This window comes from Corynebacterium maris DSM 45190, from assembly GCF_000442645.1.
Taxonomy (GTDB): Bacteria; Actinomycetota; Actinomycetes; order Mycobacteriales; family Mycobacteriaceae; genus Corynebacterium; species Corynebacterium maris.
In genome coordinates this window covers 510,923-530,132 of record NC_021915.1, presented here as the reverse complement: position 1 = coordinate 530,132, position 19,210 = coordinate 510,923, and the positions used below count along the sequence as shown (strand labels likewise).

General features: G+C 66.7%; 9 protein-coding genes. 2 read left to right on the top strand and 7 right to left on the bottom strand.

The features are described 5' to 3' along the window. Positions 1 to 11 precede the first annotated feature (11 nt). From B841_RS02465 to B841_RS02440, 6 genes are all read right to left on the bottom strand, one after another. The gene (locus tag B841_RS02465) at positions 12 to 2,225 is read right to left on the bottom strand and encodes a hypothetical protein (RefSeq protein ID WP_020933903.1); all 2,214 of its coding nucleotides are present in this window, start codon (positions 2,223 to 2,225) and stop codon (positions 12 to 14) included. A gap of 66 nt (positions 2,226 to 2,291) precedes the next feature. Continuing rightward, the gene (locus B841_RS02460) at positions 2,292 to 4,997 is read right to left on the bottom strand and encodes a hypothetical protein (protein ID WP_020933902.1); all 2,706 of its coding nucleotides are present in this window, start codon (positions 4,995 to 4,997) and stop codon (positions 2,292 to 2,294) included. Further along, complete coding sequence (locus B841_RS02455; protein ID WP_169466551.1) at positions 4,998 to 8,717, bottom strand: tubulin-like doman-containing protein; 3,720 nt, start codon at positions 8,715 to 8,717, stop codon at positions 4,998 to 5,000. A gap of 81 nt (positions 8,718 to 8,798) precedes the next feature. Next, positions 8,799 to 11,447: a vWA domain-containing protein gene (locus B841_RS02450; RefSeq protein ID WP_020933900.1), complete on the bottom strand. Its 2,649-nt coding sequence runs from the start codon at positions 11,445 to 11,447 to the stop codon at positions 8,799 to 8,801. An 18-nt stretch (positions 11,448 to 11,465) separates the two neighbouring features. Continuing rightward, positions 11,466 to 12,005, bottom strand: a complete 540-nt coding sequence (locus B841_RS13820; protein ID WP_156844668.1) for a hypothetical protein — start codon at positions 12,003 to 12,005, stop codon at positions 11,466 to 11,468. Between the two features lie 106 nt (positions 12,006 to 12,111). Beyond that, the gene (locus B841_RS02440) at positions 12,112 to 13,176 is read right to left on the bottom strand and encodes a trypsin-like serine protease (protein ID WP_020933898.1); all 1,065 of its coding nucleotides are present in this window, start codon (positions 13,174 to 13,176) and stop codon (positions 12,112 to 12,114) included. Between the two features lie 214 nt (positions 13,177 to 13,390). Here B841_RS02440 and B841_RS02435 point away from each other — a divergent pair, with 214 nt between their 5' ends. Together B841_RS02435 and B841_RS02430 are read left to right on the top strand one after the other, a co-directional pair. After that, complete coding sequence (locus tag B841_RS02435; protein WP_020933897.1) at positions 13,391 to 14,341, top strand: acetamidase/formamidase family protein; 951 nt, start codon at positions 13,391 to 13,393, stop codon at positions 14,339 to 14,341. 21 nt (positions 14,342 to 14,362) lie between these two features. Further along, the gene (locus B841_RS02430) at positions 14,363 to 14,971 is read left to right on the top strand and encodes a DUF1707 SHOCT-like domain-containing protein (RefSeq protein ID WP_020933896.1); all 609 of its coding nucleotides are present in this window, start codon (positions 14,363 to 14,365) and stop codon (positions 14,969 to 14,971) included. Between the two features lie 103 nt (positions 14,972 to 15,074). On the opposite strand, the gene B841_RS02425 is transcribed toward B841_RS02430, so the two are convergent. Next, positions 15,075 to 19,082 (bottom strand): DNA-directed RNA polymerase subunit beta', encoded by a 4,008-nt coding sequence (locus B841_RS02425; RefSeq protein ID WP_020933895.1) that lies wholly within the window; start codon positions 19,080 to 19,082, stop codon positions 15,075 to 15,077. Between the last annotated feature and the right edge of the window lie 128 nt (positions 19,083 to 19,210).

Sequence of the window (19,210 nt, the reverse complement as noted above, 5' to 3'; positions counted from 1 at the left end):
TGAGCTCCTCGCTACCTGCGTCGGAAGAACCCGCGGCGTCCGGTGGGCTCCTGGTTGTGGTTCTCCACCGGCGCCGGCGGTGGGATGGGCTGTCGCATGGCCTCGATGTCCTGTGCGGTGATGAATCGCTTGTTCAGGCGTTCATCGGTGATGATCTTGCGCACGCCGCCGTTGGCGACGGCGTCGTTCGGCAGCATGAACAGCCGCAGATACCCCGGCACGCTGAACTCCGACGCCGGGATGAACCAGCGGGCGGCTTCGCCCACATTGCCGGAGATCCGGCTGGTTTGCAGGATAAACCCTGTCGCCGGGTCTTCCGCCGGTTCGCCTTCGACGGCGCGGAGTTTCTCGCCGCCGTGGTGGAGGTCCTCCGCCGCCAGGGGCAGTCGCCTGTCGTTGAACAGGACGGAGAACTGCGGCGGGTTGAGGTCATCGTGCCGGTCGCACCAGACCGCGATCGCTAATCCGCCCGGGCTGCCTTGCCCGTTGGGCTGGACCTGCACGTCATAGAGGTAACGCCGCAGGCCCGGGTACTCCAGCACGGTCTCCGGGCCGTAGGTGGTCTTGCCGGCGTAGGAGTTCTGCGGGGTCAGCACGACTTCTTCACCTCCGGAGTCCAGCTGCAGGCGGATGCCGCCGTGCTTGGTGTAGTCCTCCTCGGAGAAGTCCTTCACGGTGGTGCGGTCACCGCCGCCCTGGTACTGACGTTCCACTTTGACCATGCTGGCGCCGCGCGGCCAACCGAAGGTGGCCAGCTGGAAGCCGACGTATTCGCGCAATTCCGGCTCGGTGACTTCCTGCACCCGCTGCAGGGCGTGGGTCGTGCCGACCCAGGCATATTCGCCCAGCACGGTCACCGGGGTGACGAAGACGGCGTCCCACCCGTCCGGCCAGAGGTAATCCGCGTCGAACTGTTCGTTGTGGCTGATTTCGCCGTAGTCCTGGGAAGCGACGTCGGGACCGTCGAGGCCTTCCTGTTTCAGCGCCTCCATCGGCTGCACGCTCCACGACAGGTCGTCGGAGGGTTTGCGCTGGGTGAAGTACACGCGGAAGGAACCGGCCGGCGGGCCGTAGATCGAGAACTGGACCAGGGTGCCTTCGTTGGTTTCGACGCGTTCCACCGACTCGAAGTTGGTTTGGGCGAGGTCGCCCATGATGTCGACCATCCGGGTCTCCGAGATGGGCCCAGTCATGGTGCTCACCCCGTCGCCCAGCAGGATGACGGGCTTGACGACGACCCGCATCGTCACGCCCTGCACCTGCGGGTTATGGCGGAAATCGCGCTCGCTGACGCCGCTGCCCAGTTCGTACTGGGCGCTGTCCGGGGCGCCTCCGATCTTCAGGTCGGAGACGAACACCCGCACGTGGTGATGCCCCGGCAGGGATTCCCAGGTGCCGGAGATGATGCCGTCGGAGGCCGAGACGCTGAGGTCGCGGATGGGGAAGATCACCAGTTCGCGCCCCACGAGCACCGGCTGGGCCCGGAAACAGGCGTCCGCGCTCTGCGCCGGGTACGCCCACACCTGGTACTCGCGGTATGCCTCTCCGGGGCGGATGGGGTCTTCGTAGAAGTTGCCGACGGTCAGGGCCAGCTGGTCGTTTTCTTCCGGCGTCGCCGGGCGCCCGATCATGGTGGTGGACACGACCCGGTACAACACGTCGTTGGCGTCGGTGCACGGGTCCCAGTTCAGCTCCACGTGGGCGGGTTTCTCGTCGGTGGCGGCGACCACCTTCGAGCGCACCTTCGAGGTCGCGTCTTCGGTGGCGCCCCACTCGTATTGGGCGAAGCGGTGCACTAATTCGATCGGCAGCAGGTCCGCCGGATCGAATCCCTGTGGTTCATCGTCCACCGTTGAAGTGGAGTCGTTGAGTTGAGCGAGGAAGGCCGCGGCTCCGGACGTCGGCGCGGGCGCCGGGGCCGGCGCGGCGGGCGTCGGCTCCTCCACCGGTTCGTCTTCTTCGTATTCCGTGACGCCCGGCTGGGGCTCCGGTTGGGGCTCCGGCTGGAGTTCCGGGGTGGGAGCCGCGGGCACCGGTTCCTGCTCGCTGATCTCCTCCTCCGCCGGTTCCGTCAGGAGGTCCAGCACTGCCTGAGCGAGATACTGGTACTCATCGGGCAGCGCTTCATTGACTGCCTCGAAGGTCGGATCGGGCAACCGCATGATCCGGTGAAGGATCTCCGCCGGAACGCCGGCGATCTCTTCACGTTGGGCGTCAGAGACCATGTCGTGCTTCTCCTCACATGGATGATCGAGGTGGGTAAAACTCGGTGATGCGCTGGCCGCGCGGGGTTACATCAGGCCGCTGAACGGGTTTCCGCCGCCTGGCTGCGGCGGGGGCATCTGCGGCGGCTGCGGCTGGCCGCCGAGCGTCGGCACGCTCGGCACCGACTGCTCCGACGCCCCGGCGTCCTGTTCTTCCGTGGTGTCGAAGGCACGTACGTCTGCGCTGATGCCGTACTGGACCACGGTGAAAGCCTGCGACAGCGTCTGATCGCTCTGGCTCGATTCGGCGAAGGTCAACGAATCGTCGACGTTGTTGGCGTCATAGTTGGTGCCGACCGCGCTCAGAGCCGCGCTGGAAAAGGAGGACTGCTCCTGCCCGGAGGCGATGGCGGCCATGTCGGTCGCCAACTTGCCGCGATGCATCCCCAGCGTGTCGCTCGTGCTGCGGATGCTGCGCAGACTCTCCTGCCACATCAGGTCCGCCTGGGTGCTGTCCGCGAACAATTCTCCGTCGCGGCAGGCCTCGGCGATCTCCGCCAGCTGGGTGTTCAAGCCGAACTGCCCGTACAGACGATACGTCTCCTCCTTGGTCGCCATGCGGGAGGGCACGACGTCGATGCCGCGTTCCAGGTAGCGCTCCAAGGCGTCGCTGGCCCAGCCCTTGGTGAAGACGTCGTCGCGGATGCGACGCGAGTAGTCCAGCACCTGTCGCTCATCGAGCTGGACGGAATCGACGACGGTGTTGTCCGGCAGACCGGAGTCCGGGTGGTGGTCAGCCAGCGTCGCCGCCCGGATCTCACCGAAGGGGCGGGACATCGCGCGGCTGACGATGGCCGACCACGCCAGGAACTGGTTGTAGGAGGCCAGGCACCGGCTGACTTCCTGGTTGGCGGTGATGACGTCCCGGCCCAGAATTTCTTCGTTGGTCTGCAGCACCCGGCGTCGCTCCCGTGCGTCGTAGATCCCCTTGTGCGCGCGGGCGAAGACCAACATCTGCACCACCAGAATCACCGCTGTGACCGCAATACCCACAAACAGCGTGCGCTGCCAGGTGAAGAAGGACCAGTCCACCAGCGCCCACGCCCGCTCAAAATTGTAGTGCGACAGGCACAGGTACACCAGGACCAGAATGATGACCAGCCAGGCCAGCGACCAGCCGCGCAGCGTGTTGCTCAGCGACCGCAGCTTGGCGTCGTCGTCCTGCAGACCGTCGAGCTCTTCTTTGTTGTGCTGCGCCTTCTCGCGCACCGCATGGAACTTGGCTTGCGCCTCTTCCATCTTGCCGAACAACCGCTCACCCATCTGCCAGCCGAAACTCCGCCGGACAGTGTCCCGCCAAGCGACGAAGTCGTCCTTCAGGCGGTGGACGGTGGTGTTGCGGGTGTTGCGCGAAGCCAGGTCGATGGCGCTGTAGTACACGTTGGCGTTGTACGGGTCATAGGGCTGAATCCGCGTCTCGGTGATGTGCGAGCCCACGTTGTCGCGCAGAATCTTGTTCTCCCCGTCGAAGGCATGGTCGTCGGAGGGGACCGACCAGCGCACGTCGGAGACGATCGCCGGGACGCCGTCGTGGTTCGGGCCGGTGATCTCGTCGCCGCCGCGGCCGCCGTCGACGAGCGTCATGGCGGCGTCGGTGTAGGCCTGCCAGAAGTGTGGCAGGGACGTCTCCTGGCTCATGTTCAGGTCGTCCTGCCCGCCGGCGTCGCGGTGGAGCTGCTTCGCGCCCGCCTCGACCTCGCTGAGCGGACGCAGCGTTTTCCCGGACTGGTTGCCCAGGACCACCTCGATGTTGGAGTCGGAGCCGTACAGCAGGTTCTGGACGCCGGAAGCCAGCACCTTCTGCCCCTTGTTGCGGGCCTCGGCCGCCCACTGGATGGGGTTGCCGATCACGGCGGTGAAGAAGAACTGGAAGAAACGTTTGATCGTCTCCCACGCATTCACCTTTTTGGCTCGCGACGAGGCCAGCGGCGACGTCGGCGTCACGAACTCGTGTCCGTGCCGGTCCATGATCGCGTCGGCGTAGCGGCTGACCGCGTTCTGGTCGTCGCCGACGTCCAGCACGCGGGCGTCCGCGTTCACCTTGGGGTGCGGCATGTTGCCGTCCAGGGTGAACACCTTGTTGTATAACGCGGCTTCGGCGTCGGCCGCATCGCTGTAGTTGTGGTAAACGCGCACCAGCTGGCCTTGCCCGTAGGCGCCGGAGATCCGGTTGGCCGCGGCCTCTTCGAAAAACGGCGACGACGTCGACGTGGCCCACAGCCCGGCGATGCCCGCCAGGGAGGCCGCGGTGTGCTGCGCCGCCGGGTAGGCGACCGGCGACGTGCGTTCCTTCGGCGTCGCGGCCTCCTCCGGCGAGAGAATCAGCGTCGGCAGGTCGCCGTATTGGTGCAGCGGGCCGACTCCCGGTTTCGGGACGTACAGGTGGAGGATCTCCACGTGGGTGCCCAATTGGTCGTTGAGGCGGCTGCGCCAGTCGCGGACGTTGCCGTCGTCGTGGTTCGCATCCCCGGCCATGTCCAGGATGACCAGCAGGATCGAACGACCGCTGTCATGTGCCAGGGTCTGCGAGAGTTTGTCCGTCGTGATTGACAAGCCGTCGGCGTGGGTGTGGCTGATGTCCTCCAGCACTGGGTCGGAACCCCGGCCGCCGGCGGTCGTCTCCGCCCACAGGAAGCGGGAGACCATGCCGAGGGCGGTCAGATCGACGAGTGCGCTGCGCACGCCGCGGGCGTCGGCGCCGTTGCCGAGGATCAGCGTCAGGGTCGGGTTCATTTACATCAGGCCTCCGGCCCCACCGGGCATCGTCGGCGGGGTGGCGCCGCCGAAGGACGGCGGACCGCCGGGGAAATCCATCTGCGGAACCGCACCGAACTCCGGGCGGGCGCTGTCGGCGCCGCGGTTGGGCGGCGGCGGGGCCAGCGGATCGTTCTGGTCCTGGGCGCGCCGGTAAGCGGCGTCCAGCTGAGTGAGCATCTGCGGGATCACCGCGGCGACGTCCGGCGCCAGGTCGCGGTAGAGCGGCATGTTCTTCGCCACTTCGCGGCTGGTCACGTCCGACCACGCGGTGTCGCGCTGCTGGGCGCCGGGGTTATACCCCGAGGCATTGGCGGGGATGAAGTTCTGCGCCAAGGCGGCGTGCTGCTGCAGGTAGGTCTTCAACTCCTGGTACCGCTCATCGAGGGAGTTCGTGCCGGAGGTCGGGACGCCGTCCGGCTCCAGCCCGTCGCGCAACCAGATGGCCATGTGGGTCACTGCGGAGTGCGCTTGCCCGGCCGCGTTGGTCGGCTTGGTCAGGGCGGTGTCGTAGAGCTCCCGCAGCACAATGTACGGCAGCAGCGACGAGGTCACGCCGTCCTCGCCTTTGTTGTGGCTGTCGGCGTAGGCCAGCAGGACGGACTCGATGACGGCCGGCATCCAGTCGTAGGAGGCGGCGAAGTCCGACGGCGGGGTCAGCAACTGGCGCGGGAAGCTGTACCACTTTTTGTCGTAGTCGCTGTAGACGTGCGCGGCGGCGTACGCCGACTCCGGGTTTTCCACGTTGATGCGTTTGGTCACCATGCCGAGCAGCCAACCGGCGATCATCGTCTGCCGCTCGGCGTCGGACATCGGCAGGGCGGAGGCCAGCGGCCGGGCGCGGCGCAGCTGCCAGAACGTCGAGCGGTTGGAGCCGCGGCTGGCCCAGTCCTTGGCGATCGCCGGCAGCAGCGAGCTGAACACCAGCGGCGCGTAGCCCGGGTAGGAGCCGAAGACCTCGATGCGCTTCACGCCCGACGTCTTGGTCTGGGTTTCGTTGCTGTCGAAAGACTGCGTGCTCGACCCCTGGTCCAGGCTCGTGTCGTCGACGATGACGTTGCGCAGCGATTCCTGTACGTCCGGCATCCCGGCGAACGGCAGCTCCGAGAAGCTCAAGGTGATGTTGGCGCTGCCCGGGCTGCTGGGGTAGGCGGCCTTGATGGCGTCGGTGTCGACGGCCGCCAACGGGCGGGCGTTGGCGATGGCCTGGCGGAACGCCGCCTCCAGGCTCTCCCTGCGCTTTTTCATGTCGACCTCGTTGACGTTGACGTTCATCCGGTCGTGGTCGTTGAGGTAGCTGCGCAGATCCATGTCGATGAAATCCTGGAAAGCGTAGTTCGGCCGGCGGATCCACATGCGGGCACGTTCCAGCAGGTCCTTGGGCCGCAGCTTGAAGTCGAAGCTCGCGGTGCGCGGGTTGCGTCGCTCCTCACCGGGGTTCGAAGGATCCGCCACCAGCAGGCTGGAGACCCACCCCATGCGGTTGCCGCGGGTCACGCCGTCCGCGAGCTGCGGGGCAAAGGTGTCCTTGGGGGCCTTCTCCGAGTTCTGGCTGTCCTCCCACTCGCCGAGGATGATGTCGGTGGCGGCGGCGGCGGTGGCGTCTTTCTCGCCGCGGACGTTGTCGTTCTTCTCCTGCACCACGGTGATCATGTGGTTTCCGTAGTTGCTGCGGAATTCGTCCACGCGGGAGACGACGATTTCATTGGCGGAACCCTGGAAACGGTCCGGCACCTGGCCGTCCTTCGGCCAGGCCGCCGGCTCGTCGGTCTTGACGTCGGACAGCTTGGAGCTCTCCGCCGGGGCGCGGTTGGCCTCGTCGAGCACGGTGTGGGTGCTGCGCAGTTCCTGGCTCAGCCGGGCCAGCGCGTTCTTGTCGAAGTCGGCGAGCACCGCAGCGAGCTGCCCGGCGAGCGCGCACATGAAGTACTGATCGAAGTTCGGGCGGTAATCGCCGAGGATCTGGTTGATGATCTCCTGCGAGTTCGAGACGGTGCCCCGGCCGTTGAGCGGCTGCAGTCGGCCGTTGAGATTCTCCGGGTATTTCAGCGGGTTCTCCTGTGCGCCCCAGTTGGCGGCTTCCCGCAGCTTCGGGATGAGCTTCGTGGTCAACGCCTCGCGCAGCTTGTCGACGAGCTCCTGGGCGTACGGCAGTCCGTAGCGGGACAGTTGCCCTTCCAGCTCCTCGACCACCCTGTTCGCGAAACGGTCCGCCCACTGGTGGGTGGCCCGGTAGGAGACGTTGCGGCCCGTGCTGGCCTGCTGCGGCGACGGGCTGCCGAAACCGGCGATGTCCCGCATCTGCTCGCCCAAGCTCGGATCACGCAGGGCATTTTCAATGACGACGCGCCACTCCGTCAGCTGCTGCCCGTCTCCGGAGGGAAGACGGCTGCCCAGGGCATTGATCATCTGGCCGACGGCGTCGTTGAAAGCGGAGTTGAACTCCTCCCGCAGCCACCCCTCGTAAGCGCCGGGGTTCACCTCGTCGCTGACGATGATCGTCGGCAGGCGCAAGTCCTGGACGAAGAAGCCGATGTTGTCATGGATGAGGGTCTCCAGCTGCTCGGTGCCGCTCTGCCCGATCTTGGTGTTGTCCACGTGCCCGCTCAGCAGTCGGTCGAAGGCCTCGTGCGCCAGGCGCTGGGCGGCGTACTCCGCGTACCGGTCGCGGCCGAGCGACAGCTGGGCGTAGCCGAAAGACCCCCACGGAATGGAGTCCACCTCATCCACGCCCCAGCCGAACAGGTTTTGGTTGACCTCGATGTCGCCGGGGTTGCCGATGACGAACTGCTTGAAGGTGCGCAGCGCGGACGGTGAGGTCATCAGCGCCGCGAGGCCGCGGCCGAAGCCCCGGTACACGGAATTTTGCGTGCCGTCGCCGAACTGTGTGCCCTGCTCTCCCATGCGGGCGCCGACGGGGATCATGCGGCCGACGGTCACGTCCTTGATGGACTCGTTGATGCCCATGGCCCGGAACAGCCGGGAATCGTGTTCTGCGCCGGAACCGAACTGGGCGGCCACGGCCTCGCCGAACATGGCCAAAGAGTTCGGCCACTGGCCGACCCGGGACTGCGACGGCAGGCCCTCGAAGACCTCCGGGGTGTACATGAAGGCCACGACGTTCTGCGACTGGATGCCGTTGATGGTCGTCAGCAGGCGGGCGACGTCGAGGAACATCGAGGCGCCGGCGCCGCCGGCCATCGAAGAAACCACGAAGACCAGCGGATCACTGTTGTCGCCGGGGGTGTTGTTCAGTCGCTTGACGGCCTCGTCGAGTTGTTCCCGGATCTTGCGCAGGTTCTGGATGGTCAAGATGCGGCCGATGCCGCGGTATTGGCCGGCGCCCTGGCCGATCGGGACCATCGACTTTTCCGGTTTCGTGCTCGCCCACGTCGCGATCTCGCCCAACGCCTTGTTGGTGGTGGAACCGAGCTGGCTGGACAGGCCGCGGTCGAACTCCGCGTAACTGGACCGGGAACCGGTGGCCACGTAGACCCCGCCGGATTCCTCGACGTTCGGCAGGCCGCTCGGCCCGTCCTCGGCTTCGACGGGGACGTCGATGGTGACGAACTGCCACTCCTGCGGCAACGAGGTATCGCCCTCATTTTGCTCGGAAAGATACGTCCGCAGCTGATCCAGCATGTACCCCTGCGTCGCGGCCCCAGAGCCGCCGCAGCCTACGACAAGAAACTTACCCACTAATTCTTCCCTCCATGAAAACGTTCGCGGCACTTCATTGTTATGTGACCCATACTCCGCGATCTGCGCGGTTTTGTCGCGCTATCCGAACGGCCCCGGAGTGCGCGGAGGCTGTCCGCCGCCACCGCTTCCTGTCCCGCCACCGAAGGGACCGCCGCCCTGTTGTTCCTGCGCAGCAGCCTCCACCGCCGGCTCCGGGGATGCCCCGCCACCCCCAGCCGCCGTCGTGGACTCCTTGGCCAGCGCTTCTTCGCGCTGATCGGCGAGGTCACCGATGAGGTCGGGGGCGCGCTGCAGAACGTCACGCTCCATGTTCTCCACCTTCTCGCCGTGGGCGAGTTCATCGACCATCATCACGACGGTGGCGTCCGTGTCGGAGTGCGGGTTCATCGTGACGAACCAGGTGTTCTGGATGGCCAGGGGCAGCACGGCGTCGGTGCCTTTCTGTTCCCCCTTCGAGGAGATCGACAGGCCGTCGTCGGCGACGACCTGCGCTGCCGTAAACGGCCAGGGCCCATACTTGACGTTGAGATTGACGCCGGCGACGTTGACGTTGCGCGGGCGCATGTCCACCGGGGCGCTCGACAGGAAATCGTTGTGGGAGACGGTGAACGGCTGTCCGGTCTGTGCGTTCACCAGACGGTGGCCTTCCACCCGCACCGGGATGCGCTGCGCGTAGACACGCGGGGTCCGCGGGATGGTGCCGCCGAAGTAGCGCATCGCGTACAACACGGCCAGCGGGACGCCGATGGCCACGATCACCGCCACGATGAGCGCGGCCCAGAACGTCGCCTGGTCCACCGGCACGCTCATGGCGCCGCGAACCGGCACGCTGATCTGGGACGGGTTGGAGCCGTCCGCCTCAGCGCTGTGGACGATGACCTCGCCGACCAGCGGGCCGTCAGCGAGCTCTTCCACGGTGAAGGTCAACGGCAGCACGCCGGTCTCGTCGCGTTCCAGCTGGATGGCGTTGTCCATGGAATCCGCCGGGGAGTCGACGGCCACCGTGACTCCCTCTGGCAGGGACGCGTTGCCCAGCTCTCCGGACTCCACCCAGACCCGGCCCGGGCCGGTGACGGGGGCGTCGACCTCGACGGTCTCCTGCGTCACGGAACCCAGGTCCAGCGACGCGGGCGGCGTCGGCATGTTCTCCAGGCTGACGGAGAGGCTGTGCTGGCTCATCACCGGATTCAATTCGGTGCCCGCCACCCCTTCGGCCGGGGCCGTGGTGATGTTCGCGCTGGCGATCAGCGTTCCGACGGACACCCGGTCGATGGGGTCAAGCGAGATGTCCACGGGTTGGCCCTCCCCCAGCGGCGCGCCGTCGACCAGGACGACTTCTTCGCCGTCGTTGGTCAGGAAGGACGCCGTCAACTGCGCGTCCCCGTCCAAGGTGACCGGCTGACCGTCCTGATCCAAGAGGGAGGCCGACAACGTGTCGCTGTTCATCGCCCGCAGGGAACCGGTGGAGTTGTCCGTCGGGTCGGTGATCTGCAGGTTCATGCCCGGTTTGATCGTCAGGGAGGCGCGGTAGCTGGCGTCGTCCGCGTTGACGGAGCGGTACCCTAAGCCCCAGGCTCCGGCCCAATCACCGGTGTTCTCCATCTCGACGTCCACGGCGCCCGGCGCCCAGTCATGCAAACTGACGGTGACGTCGGCCTCGCCGATCGCCTGCCGTCCGCCGGTGGTCAGCTCCACCGGTTCCCCCGTCGGCGGGATCAAGACGGGAATGAGCTCCTCGCCTTCCCCGAGCTGCTCGCTCGGCTGTGCTTCCAGAGAAACCGGGGAGACCGAGTTATCGAGGGTGAAGGTGAAGATCTCGTTGACGTTGATCCCGCTTTGGGATGTGCCGCCGGGGTTCGGCAGCGCGGAACGGAAGGCCGCCAGCAGGCCGGCGGCGTCGCTGCCTTCGAAGAACTGGCCGTTCGGCGTGACCGGGGAGCCGCAGTCCGTGTCGCCGCCCTCGGACAGGGAACGCAGGACCGACATGTCCTGTTCCCCTCCTTCGTTCAGTCCGACGGTGAAAAGCTGAATCCCGGCCAACCGCACCTGCGAGACCACGCCTTCCGGGCTGCACATCTGACTGGCCGCGGCCTCGGCGTCGTCTTCTGCCGTGGTCATTTCGCCGTCGCTGAACATCATGGCGGCCCGGCACGGGGACTCGGAGTCGCCGAAGCTGGACAGGGTGCCGCGCAGGGCGTCCGGGTACTCGGTGTACATGTCCAGGGTGCGTTCGCTGAATTTATCGAGCTCGCCGTGCACCGCCCCCACGCCGTCGGTCAGAGAGTTCCAGCCCCCGTAGGAAAGCATCTCCTGCGACATGCCCTCGTCGTAGTCGTCCGGGTTCTTGATGTTGCCGGACACGCCGTCCGGGGAGTCGTAGTAGTCGGTGCCGAAGCCCGCGGTGCGCACCCGAATGTCCGAGCCGGTCTCTTCCGAGGTGCGGGCCAATTCAGAGACGAAGTCTTTCGCCGCGCTGACACGCAGGTCGTCGGCGTCGGTGGCGCCGTATTCTTCCTCGCTGAGCGAGGCTGACTCATCCATGATGATCAGCAGGTCGGCGGTCCCTTCGCCGGCCATGCAGGCGCCGAACTGGCCGAGCGCGTCATTGTTTTCCACCGGCGGGGCTTCCTGGGCCAGGGCCTGGCCGCCCAGTCCGGCGAAACCCGCCAGGACGGCTGCGGCCGCAGTGGCGGCGGCGCGCTTGAACAGGGAGCGAGTGAACGTCATGTCGTGAGACCTTATCCCTTAGAGCTTCGACGCCCAGAGGGCGATTTCGTAGGCGGTGAGCAGGACACCGGCGGTGCCGATGCCCACGGCCAGCCAGTACAGCCTCTTCTGGGCGTCTTTGGCCACGTACACGCTGTTGGCGCGCAGGGCATTGTCCTTCATCGTGTAGACGCCGGCCAGGACGAAAGTGACGATGCCGCACAACACCCAGGCGACGCCCGCATACACGGCGTAGCTAGCCGAGGTGGCCGTCATCGGCCCGGCCACCGGGACAATCGCGATGATCAGACCGATGACCGCAGTCACCAGCGCCGCGATGAGCGGCGCCCACGGGCCGGAGGTGTAGCTGACCACGCCCCCGCTGGAGGCGGCGCTCGATGTCGCCGAAGCGGCCGCCGCGGTGCTGCCCGACGGGGAGAAGGGGCCGGAGCCGCCGGCGGGGCCTGGGCGCGAGCCAAACGGCCCGGGGGTGGCGTGTCCGCCGGAAGAGGGCTGTGGTCCGCCGCCGAACGGGGATCCGGAGGGGCCAGATGTTCCCTGATCAAATGGTCCGGTCACGTTAAGTCACCTTCTTTACATGAAGTATTGACGAAATATTCGTCATTCACACGATTATTACACGGGGAGTTATTGACGCAGTAAACAGAGAACCCCTTTTACCCCATTAAGCAGGTCCAGGAATGAGGAGCTTGAAGTCATTGGCGGCGACGAGAGGGGCCACCACCATCGCTCCGGCGCTCGTGGCGTCGGTTTCTTCTCCGAAGCTGGTGATGCCGACGGCGTACCAGGCCCCGGTCCCGGGGTCCTGGGCCCACACCGGTCCGCCGGAGTCGCCGTGGTCAGAAATATTTTCGTAGCGGATGACGTTGGTTGATTCCCGTTCGATGAAGTCGCCGCAGCTCAAGCCCGACCGGTAGCCCAGACGGCAGATGTACGGCTTCGTGTCCTCCACCCATTCGGCGCTGGCGATGCCTTCGACCTGCCCCGCCACTTCCACTGGAATGGTGGGCTCCCACCGGGCGTCGGAGTACAGCTCAATGAGTCCGTAGTCGAGATCGCCTTCCAAGTCGAAGCCGGTGGTCAGAACTGCCCGGCCCGCTGGGACGAGGGCCCCGTCCGTGTCGCGGTAGGCGATTTCTTCCCCTTCCTCGACGCAGTGCCCGGCAGTGGTCATGTAGACGGCGTCCGAAGACTCCTCCTTGACGAACCAGCCGCTGGAACAGCTCGCCCCGCTGGCCGTGATGAACATGGCGCCCGGCATCAGCGCTCCCGCATCGCCCGCCAGAAATTGGTAATCGCTCGAGTTCCGGTAAATCTCTGCGCGCTCAGCGTTGTCTTCCACCTCAGTGCCGCTGCCGGGGGCGAGTCCCTCGGCGACGTCGCTGGCGCCGTCATCGATCACCAGCGCGTCGCTGACGTCGGTGCCGGTTGTGGGCGCAGCCGAAGAACCGCTCAGGGCGTTGACCGCGGCAGCCCCGCCGCCGCCCAGCCCCACCACAAGCGCCAGGGCGGCGGCGATCCAGGCGACGGTCACGCCGTGGGACTGCCCGGCGGGCTTCACCGACGGCGGCGGCGACGCCGCGGCGCCGGAAAAGGGAGCGCCGGCGGAGGGGCCCGGCTGGTGCGCGGCACGATCGCTGTGACTGTCCAGCGGAGACGAGCCAAAGGGGCCGCCCTGTCCGTTGCCGGAGGGGGAAGACCCGAAGGGGGATCCACCGTGATAGGTCATAGTCGCTCCATGTAGTGATGAAAATACCCTGTCAGATTAGCCGGTCGCGGCATAGCCCGCTCAGCGATTCCGGGTCTGGCGCCGAACATCTGCGTCACCTCTACCCTGCCCCCATGTCCCGGGACAGCAGCGGGCGACAACGCCCCCGTATCCCTATTTGTCCAGATAGACTCAGGTATATCCGATCATTTCCTTACCCGAGAGGTGCTGTGTCGTGCCCGAAGAACATTTCCTGAGTAAAGCCGGCGGCGTCGCCGGTTTCCCCGCCGACAAGGAGCCGGTGCTGCGTGTCAGCCCCGGAGCCGGCGACCGTATCACCTTTGAGACGGACGACGAGGCCTACCGTCAGATGCACGAGCACAAGTCCATGGACGCGGTGACCGCCGTGCTCAACCCCGTGACCGGCCCGGTGCATGTCCAGGGCGCGGAGCCGGGCGACGTGCTGGCCGTCACGATCCACGACATCGCGCTGCCCCACGGCGGCTGGTCGGTGTACCTGCCCGGGGCCGGGGCGCTGGAGGGTGTGATGGGTGAGGAGATGTTCACCCGCTTCATCCCCATCGAGGACGGCCGGGCGCAGCTGAGCGACGAGGTCTCCGTGCCCGTGCGCCCGATGATCGGTTGCATCGGCGTCGCGGCGGCGGCGACCACGATGTCGACGGTCATGCCCTCCTACCCCACCGGCGGCAACATGGATCTCACGGACGCGGCCGTCGGCTCCACCGTCTACCTGCCCGTCCAGGTGGCCGGGGCACTGTTGTACATCGGCGACATTCACGCGGTGATGGCGCGCGGCGAGTCCAGTTTCGTCGCCATCGAGGCCGCGGGCGAAGCCACCGTCAGCGTCGACCTGATCAAGCGGCCGGCCGACACGGATTCACTGTCGCGGCTGCGTGCCCCGCGCGTGCACACCGGCGCAGAGCTGGTGTGCGTCGGTCTCGGCGACCCGGTGCAGGATTCCGTGGTCATGGCCTACGAGCAGCTTTTCGACGCCCTGACCACCGACCACGGTTACTCGGCGGAGGACGCCTACGTGCTCATGAGCGCGGAGGCCCACACCGAGCTGGGCGGGCCCACCGGCTCCGAGACGCCGGATCCGTTGCACCCGTTCCGCGCCGTCGGCGCCGTGACCTTGGCGCGGATCGACGCCCGGTATCTGCGCTGAGTATCGCGCTACGCTTGAGTCATGGACCACACCCCGCGCCTGCGTGCCTCCGATGACGACCGGTCGCAGACCGTCGCCTCTCTGCAGGAGGCGTTGAGCAGGGGGCAGTTGACGCTGGGGGAATTCGACGAGCGGGCGAAGCTGGCCTACGGCGCCCGGTTCCGCGATGAGCTCGAGGCGTTGCTGGCGGACCTCACCCCTGACTCTCCCGCACCTCCCGCCCGGCCAGTCCCGGCGCCTCGGCATCAGATCACCGGCGCCGGCGGCGGCACGAACTTGAGCGCGGGCATCCTCGGATCGACGTCCTACGACGGGGTGTGGCAAGTCGGCGACAACCACATGTCGATCTCGATCATGGGTTCCACCGAGCTGAACCTGACCGAGGCCCGGCTGCCGGGGCAGGAGACGGCCATCAACGCCATCGCAATCATGGGGTCGGTGGAGATCTACGTTCCCGAGGACTTCCGCGTCATCAGCGACGGCGCCGGCGTCATGGGCTCATTCAGCGTCGAAGACGGCGAGGGCGTCACCCTACGGCAGGCCGACGTCGCCGCCGACGCCCCCGTGATTCGCGTCCGCGGCGTCGGGTTGATGGGGTCGGTGGAGATTTACCGGGTGCCCCGCGACTGACTTTTCTGCCCCGACAACGGCGATCGGCCCCGCGCTCCCCTCTTGCAGGGAGCGCGGGGCCGATCGTTGTCAGCAGACCGTGCCAGCCAGAAAGCCGGTCAGCTTAGAGGTCGAAGGCCTCGTCCAGCGGCACGGAAGCGCCGGTGAATTCGCCGTAGCCTTCGTCGCCGTAGATCGATTCCCCGTACGTCGGGATCGAGTAGGCGGCGTTGCGGGCTGCCTCAGTCGGGTTGACCGTGATGTTGCGGTAGCGCGAGATGCCGGTTCCGGCCGGGATCAGCTTACCGATGATCACGTTCTCCTTGAGGCCGAGCAGCTGGTCGGAGCGCTTGTTGATCGCCGCGTCGGTCAGGACGCGGGTCGTCTCCTGGAAGGAGGCGGCCGACAGCCAGGACTCGGTGGCCAGGGAGGCCTTGGTGATGCCCATGATCTCGGAGCGCAGCTCCGCCGGCTGGCCGGACTCGGCCAGAGCGGTGGAGTTGACCTGCTTCGCCTCGGACAGGTCGACCAGGGTGCCCGGGAGCAGCGTGGTCGTGCCGGCCTCGATGACGGTGCCGCGCCGCAGCATCTGCCGGATGATGATCTCGATGTGCTTGTCGTGGATGGCCACACCCTGGGTGCGGTACACGGCCTGCACTTCGTCGATCAGGTGCTTCTCCACGCCACGGCGGCCGAGGATCTCCAGCACGTCGTGCGGGTCGGCGGCGCCGCGCAGCAGGCGGTCGCCCACCTCGACGCGGTCGCCTTCCTGCAGCGAACGCTCGATCATGGCCTGCGGGTTGGAGTCCATCGGGCGGGAGACCTGCGCCAGGCCCTGACGCTTGGACAGCTTCTCGTAGATGACGTCGTCGCCGCCGTCGTCCGGGGTGATGCGCAGGGTCCAGAAGTTGCCCTCGTCCTCCAGCGAGATCGTGCCGGCGACGGAGGCGATCGGGGCGCGGTTCTTCGGAACGCGGGCCTCGAACAGCTCCTGCACACGCGGCAGACCGCCGGTGATGTCGCCGCCGACGCCACCCTGGTGGAAGGTACGCATCGTCAGCTGGGTGCCCGGCTCACCGATCGACTGGGCTGCGACGATGCCGACGGCCTCGCCGATGTCGACCAGCTGGCCGGTGGCCATGGACTTGCCGTAGCACTTGGCGCAGACGCCCGACGGGGTCTGGCAGGTCAGAACGGAGCGGACCTTCACCTTGTCGATGCCGTGGGCGACGATGTCGTCGATGATCTGCTCGGTCAGGTCGGTGCCCGCCTCGTAGATCAGGTTGCCCTCGGCGTCCTTGAGGTCGCCGGAGAGCACGCGGCCCGACAGGGAGGTCTCCACGAGCGCGTCGCGGACGTAGGAGGCGTTGCCCTCGGCGTCGAGCAGCTGCTCGGCGACCGGGACACGCACGCCCTGACGGGAACCGCAGTCCGATTCGCGGACGATGACGTCCTGCGCCACGTCGACCAGACGACGGGTGAGGTAGCCCGAGTCGGCGGTGCGCAGAGCGGTGTCGGCCAGGCCCTTACGGGAACCGTGGGAGTTGTTGAAGTACTCCAGCACCGACAGGCCCTCACGGAAGGAGGTCTTGATCGGGCGGGTGATGTACTCGCCGCGCGAGTTCACGACCATGCCCTTCATGCCCGCCAGGGTCCAGATCTGGCGCATGTTGCCGGCGGCGCCCGACTTCACGATCATCGGAATCGGGTTGTCGTCCGGATACATCGCCTCGACGGCCTGACCCACCGTGTTGGTGGCGTCCTGCCACAGCTCGACCAGACGCTCGTAGCGCTCGCGCTCGGTCAGCTTGCCCTGCTGCCAGTACTTGCGCTCGATGACCTCGGCTTCCTTCTCGTAGGACTCGAGGATCTCGGTCTTGTTCGGCAGCACCAGCACGTCGGACATGGAGATGGTCACGCCGGAGCGGGTCGCCCAGTAGAAGCCGGCGTCGCCGAGCTTGTCCAGGGTCTGCGCCACGGTGATCATCGGGTACTTGTCCACCAGGTCGGAAATCACGTCGCCGAGCAGGATCGTGACCTTGCCCGTGCCCTTACGGGCCATGACGCCCTCGAGGTACGGGTAGTTCCACGGCAGCAGCTCGTTGAACATGATGCGGCCGAGCGTGGTGTCGGTCGTCCAGACGTCGCCCTGCTCCCAGCCCTCGGGGTAGAGCTCCGCCTCGACCTCCGCCGGCGGGCGGAGGTGGTCGATGCGGACCCGGATCGGGGCCTGCAGGCCGAGGACTCCGCGGTCGCGGGCCATGATGGCCTCCGCCGGGGAGGAGTACACGCCGCGGGCCGGGCCGTTGTCGTCGGCCGGGCGGTAGGCGCCCTCGCCGCCGATCTCGTCCTCGTTCTTGTCCATGGTCAGGAAGTACAGGCCCGTGACCATGTCCAGGCGCGGCATGGCCAGCGGCTTGCCGGACGCCGGGGACAGGATGTTGTTCGAGGACAGCATCAGCACGCGTGCCTCTGCCTGCGCCTCGGCGGACAGCGGCAGGTGGACCGCCATCTGGTCGCCGTCGAAGTCGGCGTTGAAGGCTTCACAGGCCAGCGGGTGCAGCTGGATGGCCTTGCCCTCGACGAGCTTCGGCTCGAAGGCCTGGATGCCCAGGCGGTGCAGCGTCGGTGCACGGTTGAGCAGCACCGGGTGCTCGGAAATGGCTTCCTCGAGCACGTCCCACACCTCGGGGCGCTGACGCTCGACCATGCGCTTGGCGGACTTGATGTTTTGCGCGTAGTCGTGCTCGACCAGGCGCTTCATCACGAACGGCTTGAACAGCTCGAGCGCCATCAGCTTCGGCAGACCGCACTCGTGGAGCTTGAGCTGCGGGCCGACGATGATCACGGAACGGCCGGAGTAGTCGACGCGCTTGCCCAGCAGGTTCTGACGGAAGCGGCCCTGCTTGCCCTTGAGCAGGTCGGACAGCGACTTCAGCGGACGGTTGCCCGGTCCGGTGACCGGACGGCCGCGGCGGCCGTTGTCGAACAGGGCGTCCACGGACTCCTGCAGCATGCGCTTCTCGTTGTTCACGATGATCTCGGGCGCGCCGAGGTCGATCATGCGCTTGAGGCGGTTGTTGCGGTTGATCACGCGACGGTAGAGGTCGTTCAGGTCGGAGGTGGCGAAACGGCCGCCGTCGAGCTGAACCATCGGGCGCAGCTCCGGCGGGATCACCGGGATCGCGTCCAGGACCATGCCGGCCGGGTCGTTCTTGGACCGCTGGAAAGCGGCGACGACCTTGAGGCGCTTGAGGGCGCGCATCTTCTTCTGGCCCTTGCCCTCGGCGATGATGTGGTTGAGTTCCTCGGCCTCGGCGTCGATGTCGTAGTTCTGAATCAACGTCTGGATGGCCTCGGCGCCCATGCCGCCGGTGAAGTAGTCCTCGTAGCGGTCGAGGAGCTCCTCGTAGATGAGCTCGTCGATGATCATCTGCTTCGGAGCCAGCTTGACGAAGGTCTGCCAGATCTCCTCGAGACGCTCGACCTCGCGCTCGCCGCGCTCGCGGATGTGCTGCATCTCCTTGTCGGCCGCGTTCTGCACCTTGCGGCGGGCGTCGGCCTTGGCGCCGGCTTCCTCGAGCTCGGCGAGGTCTTCTTCCAGCTTGCCGGCGCGCTCGGCGATCTCGGACTCGACGTCCTGCTCGACTTCCTTCTTCTCGAGCAGCATCTCTGCCTCGAGGGTCGACAGGTCGTTGTGGCGGGCCTCATCGTCGACGGACGTGATGATGTTCGCCGCGAAGTAGATGATGCGCTCCAGGTCCTTCGGAGCGAGGTCCAGCAGGTAGCCCAGCCGGGACGGCACGCCCTTGAAGTACCAGATGTGGGTGACGGGCGCGGCCAGCTCGATGTGGCCCATGCGCTCGCGACGCACCTTGGACTTGGTCACCTCGACGCCGCAGCGTTCACAGATGATGCCCTTGTAGCGGACGCGCTTGTACTTGCCGCAGGCGCACTCCCAGTCCCGGGTCGGGCCGAAGATGCGCTCGCAGAAGAGACCGTCCTTCTCCGGCTTGAGGGTGCGGTAGTTGATGGTTTCCGGCTTCTTGACCTCGCCCTTGGACCAACGGCGGATATCCTCGGCGCTGGCCAGGCCGATGCGGAGCTCGTCGAAGAGGTTTACGTCGAACACGTAACTCCCTTTCCCCTCCCATGACGGAGGGATTGAATGGCGTATATGAAGATTAGCGTTTATCTGTCGCCCGGTGAAGGGGGACGTCGACAAGTTTCCTGCCTGTCGACGCCCGCCCCGCACGCGGA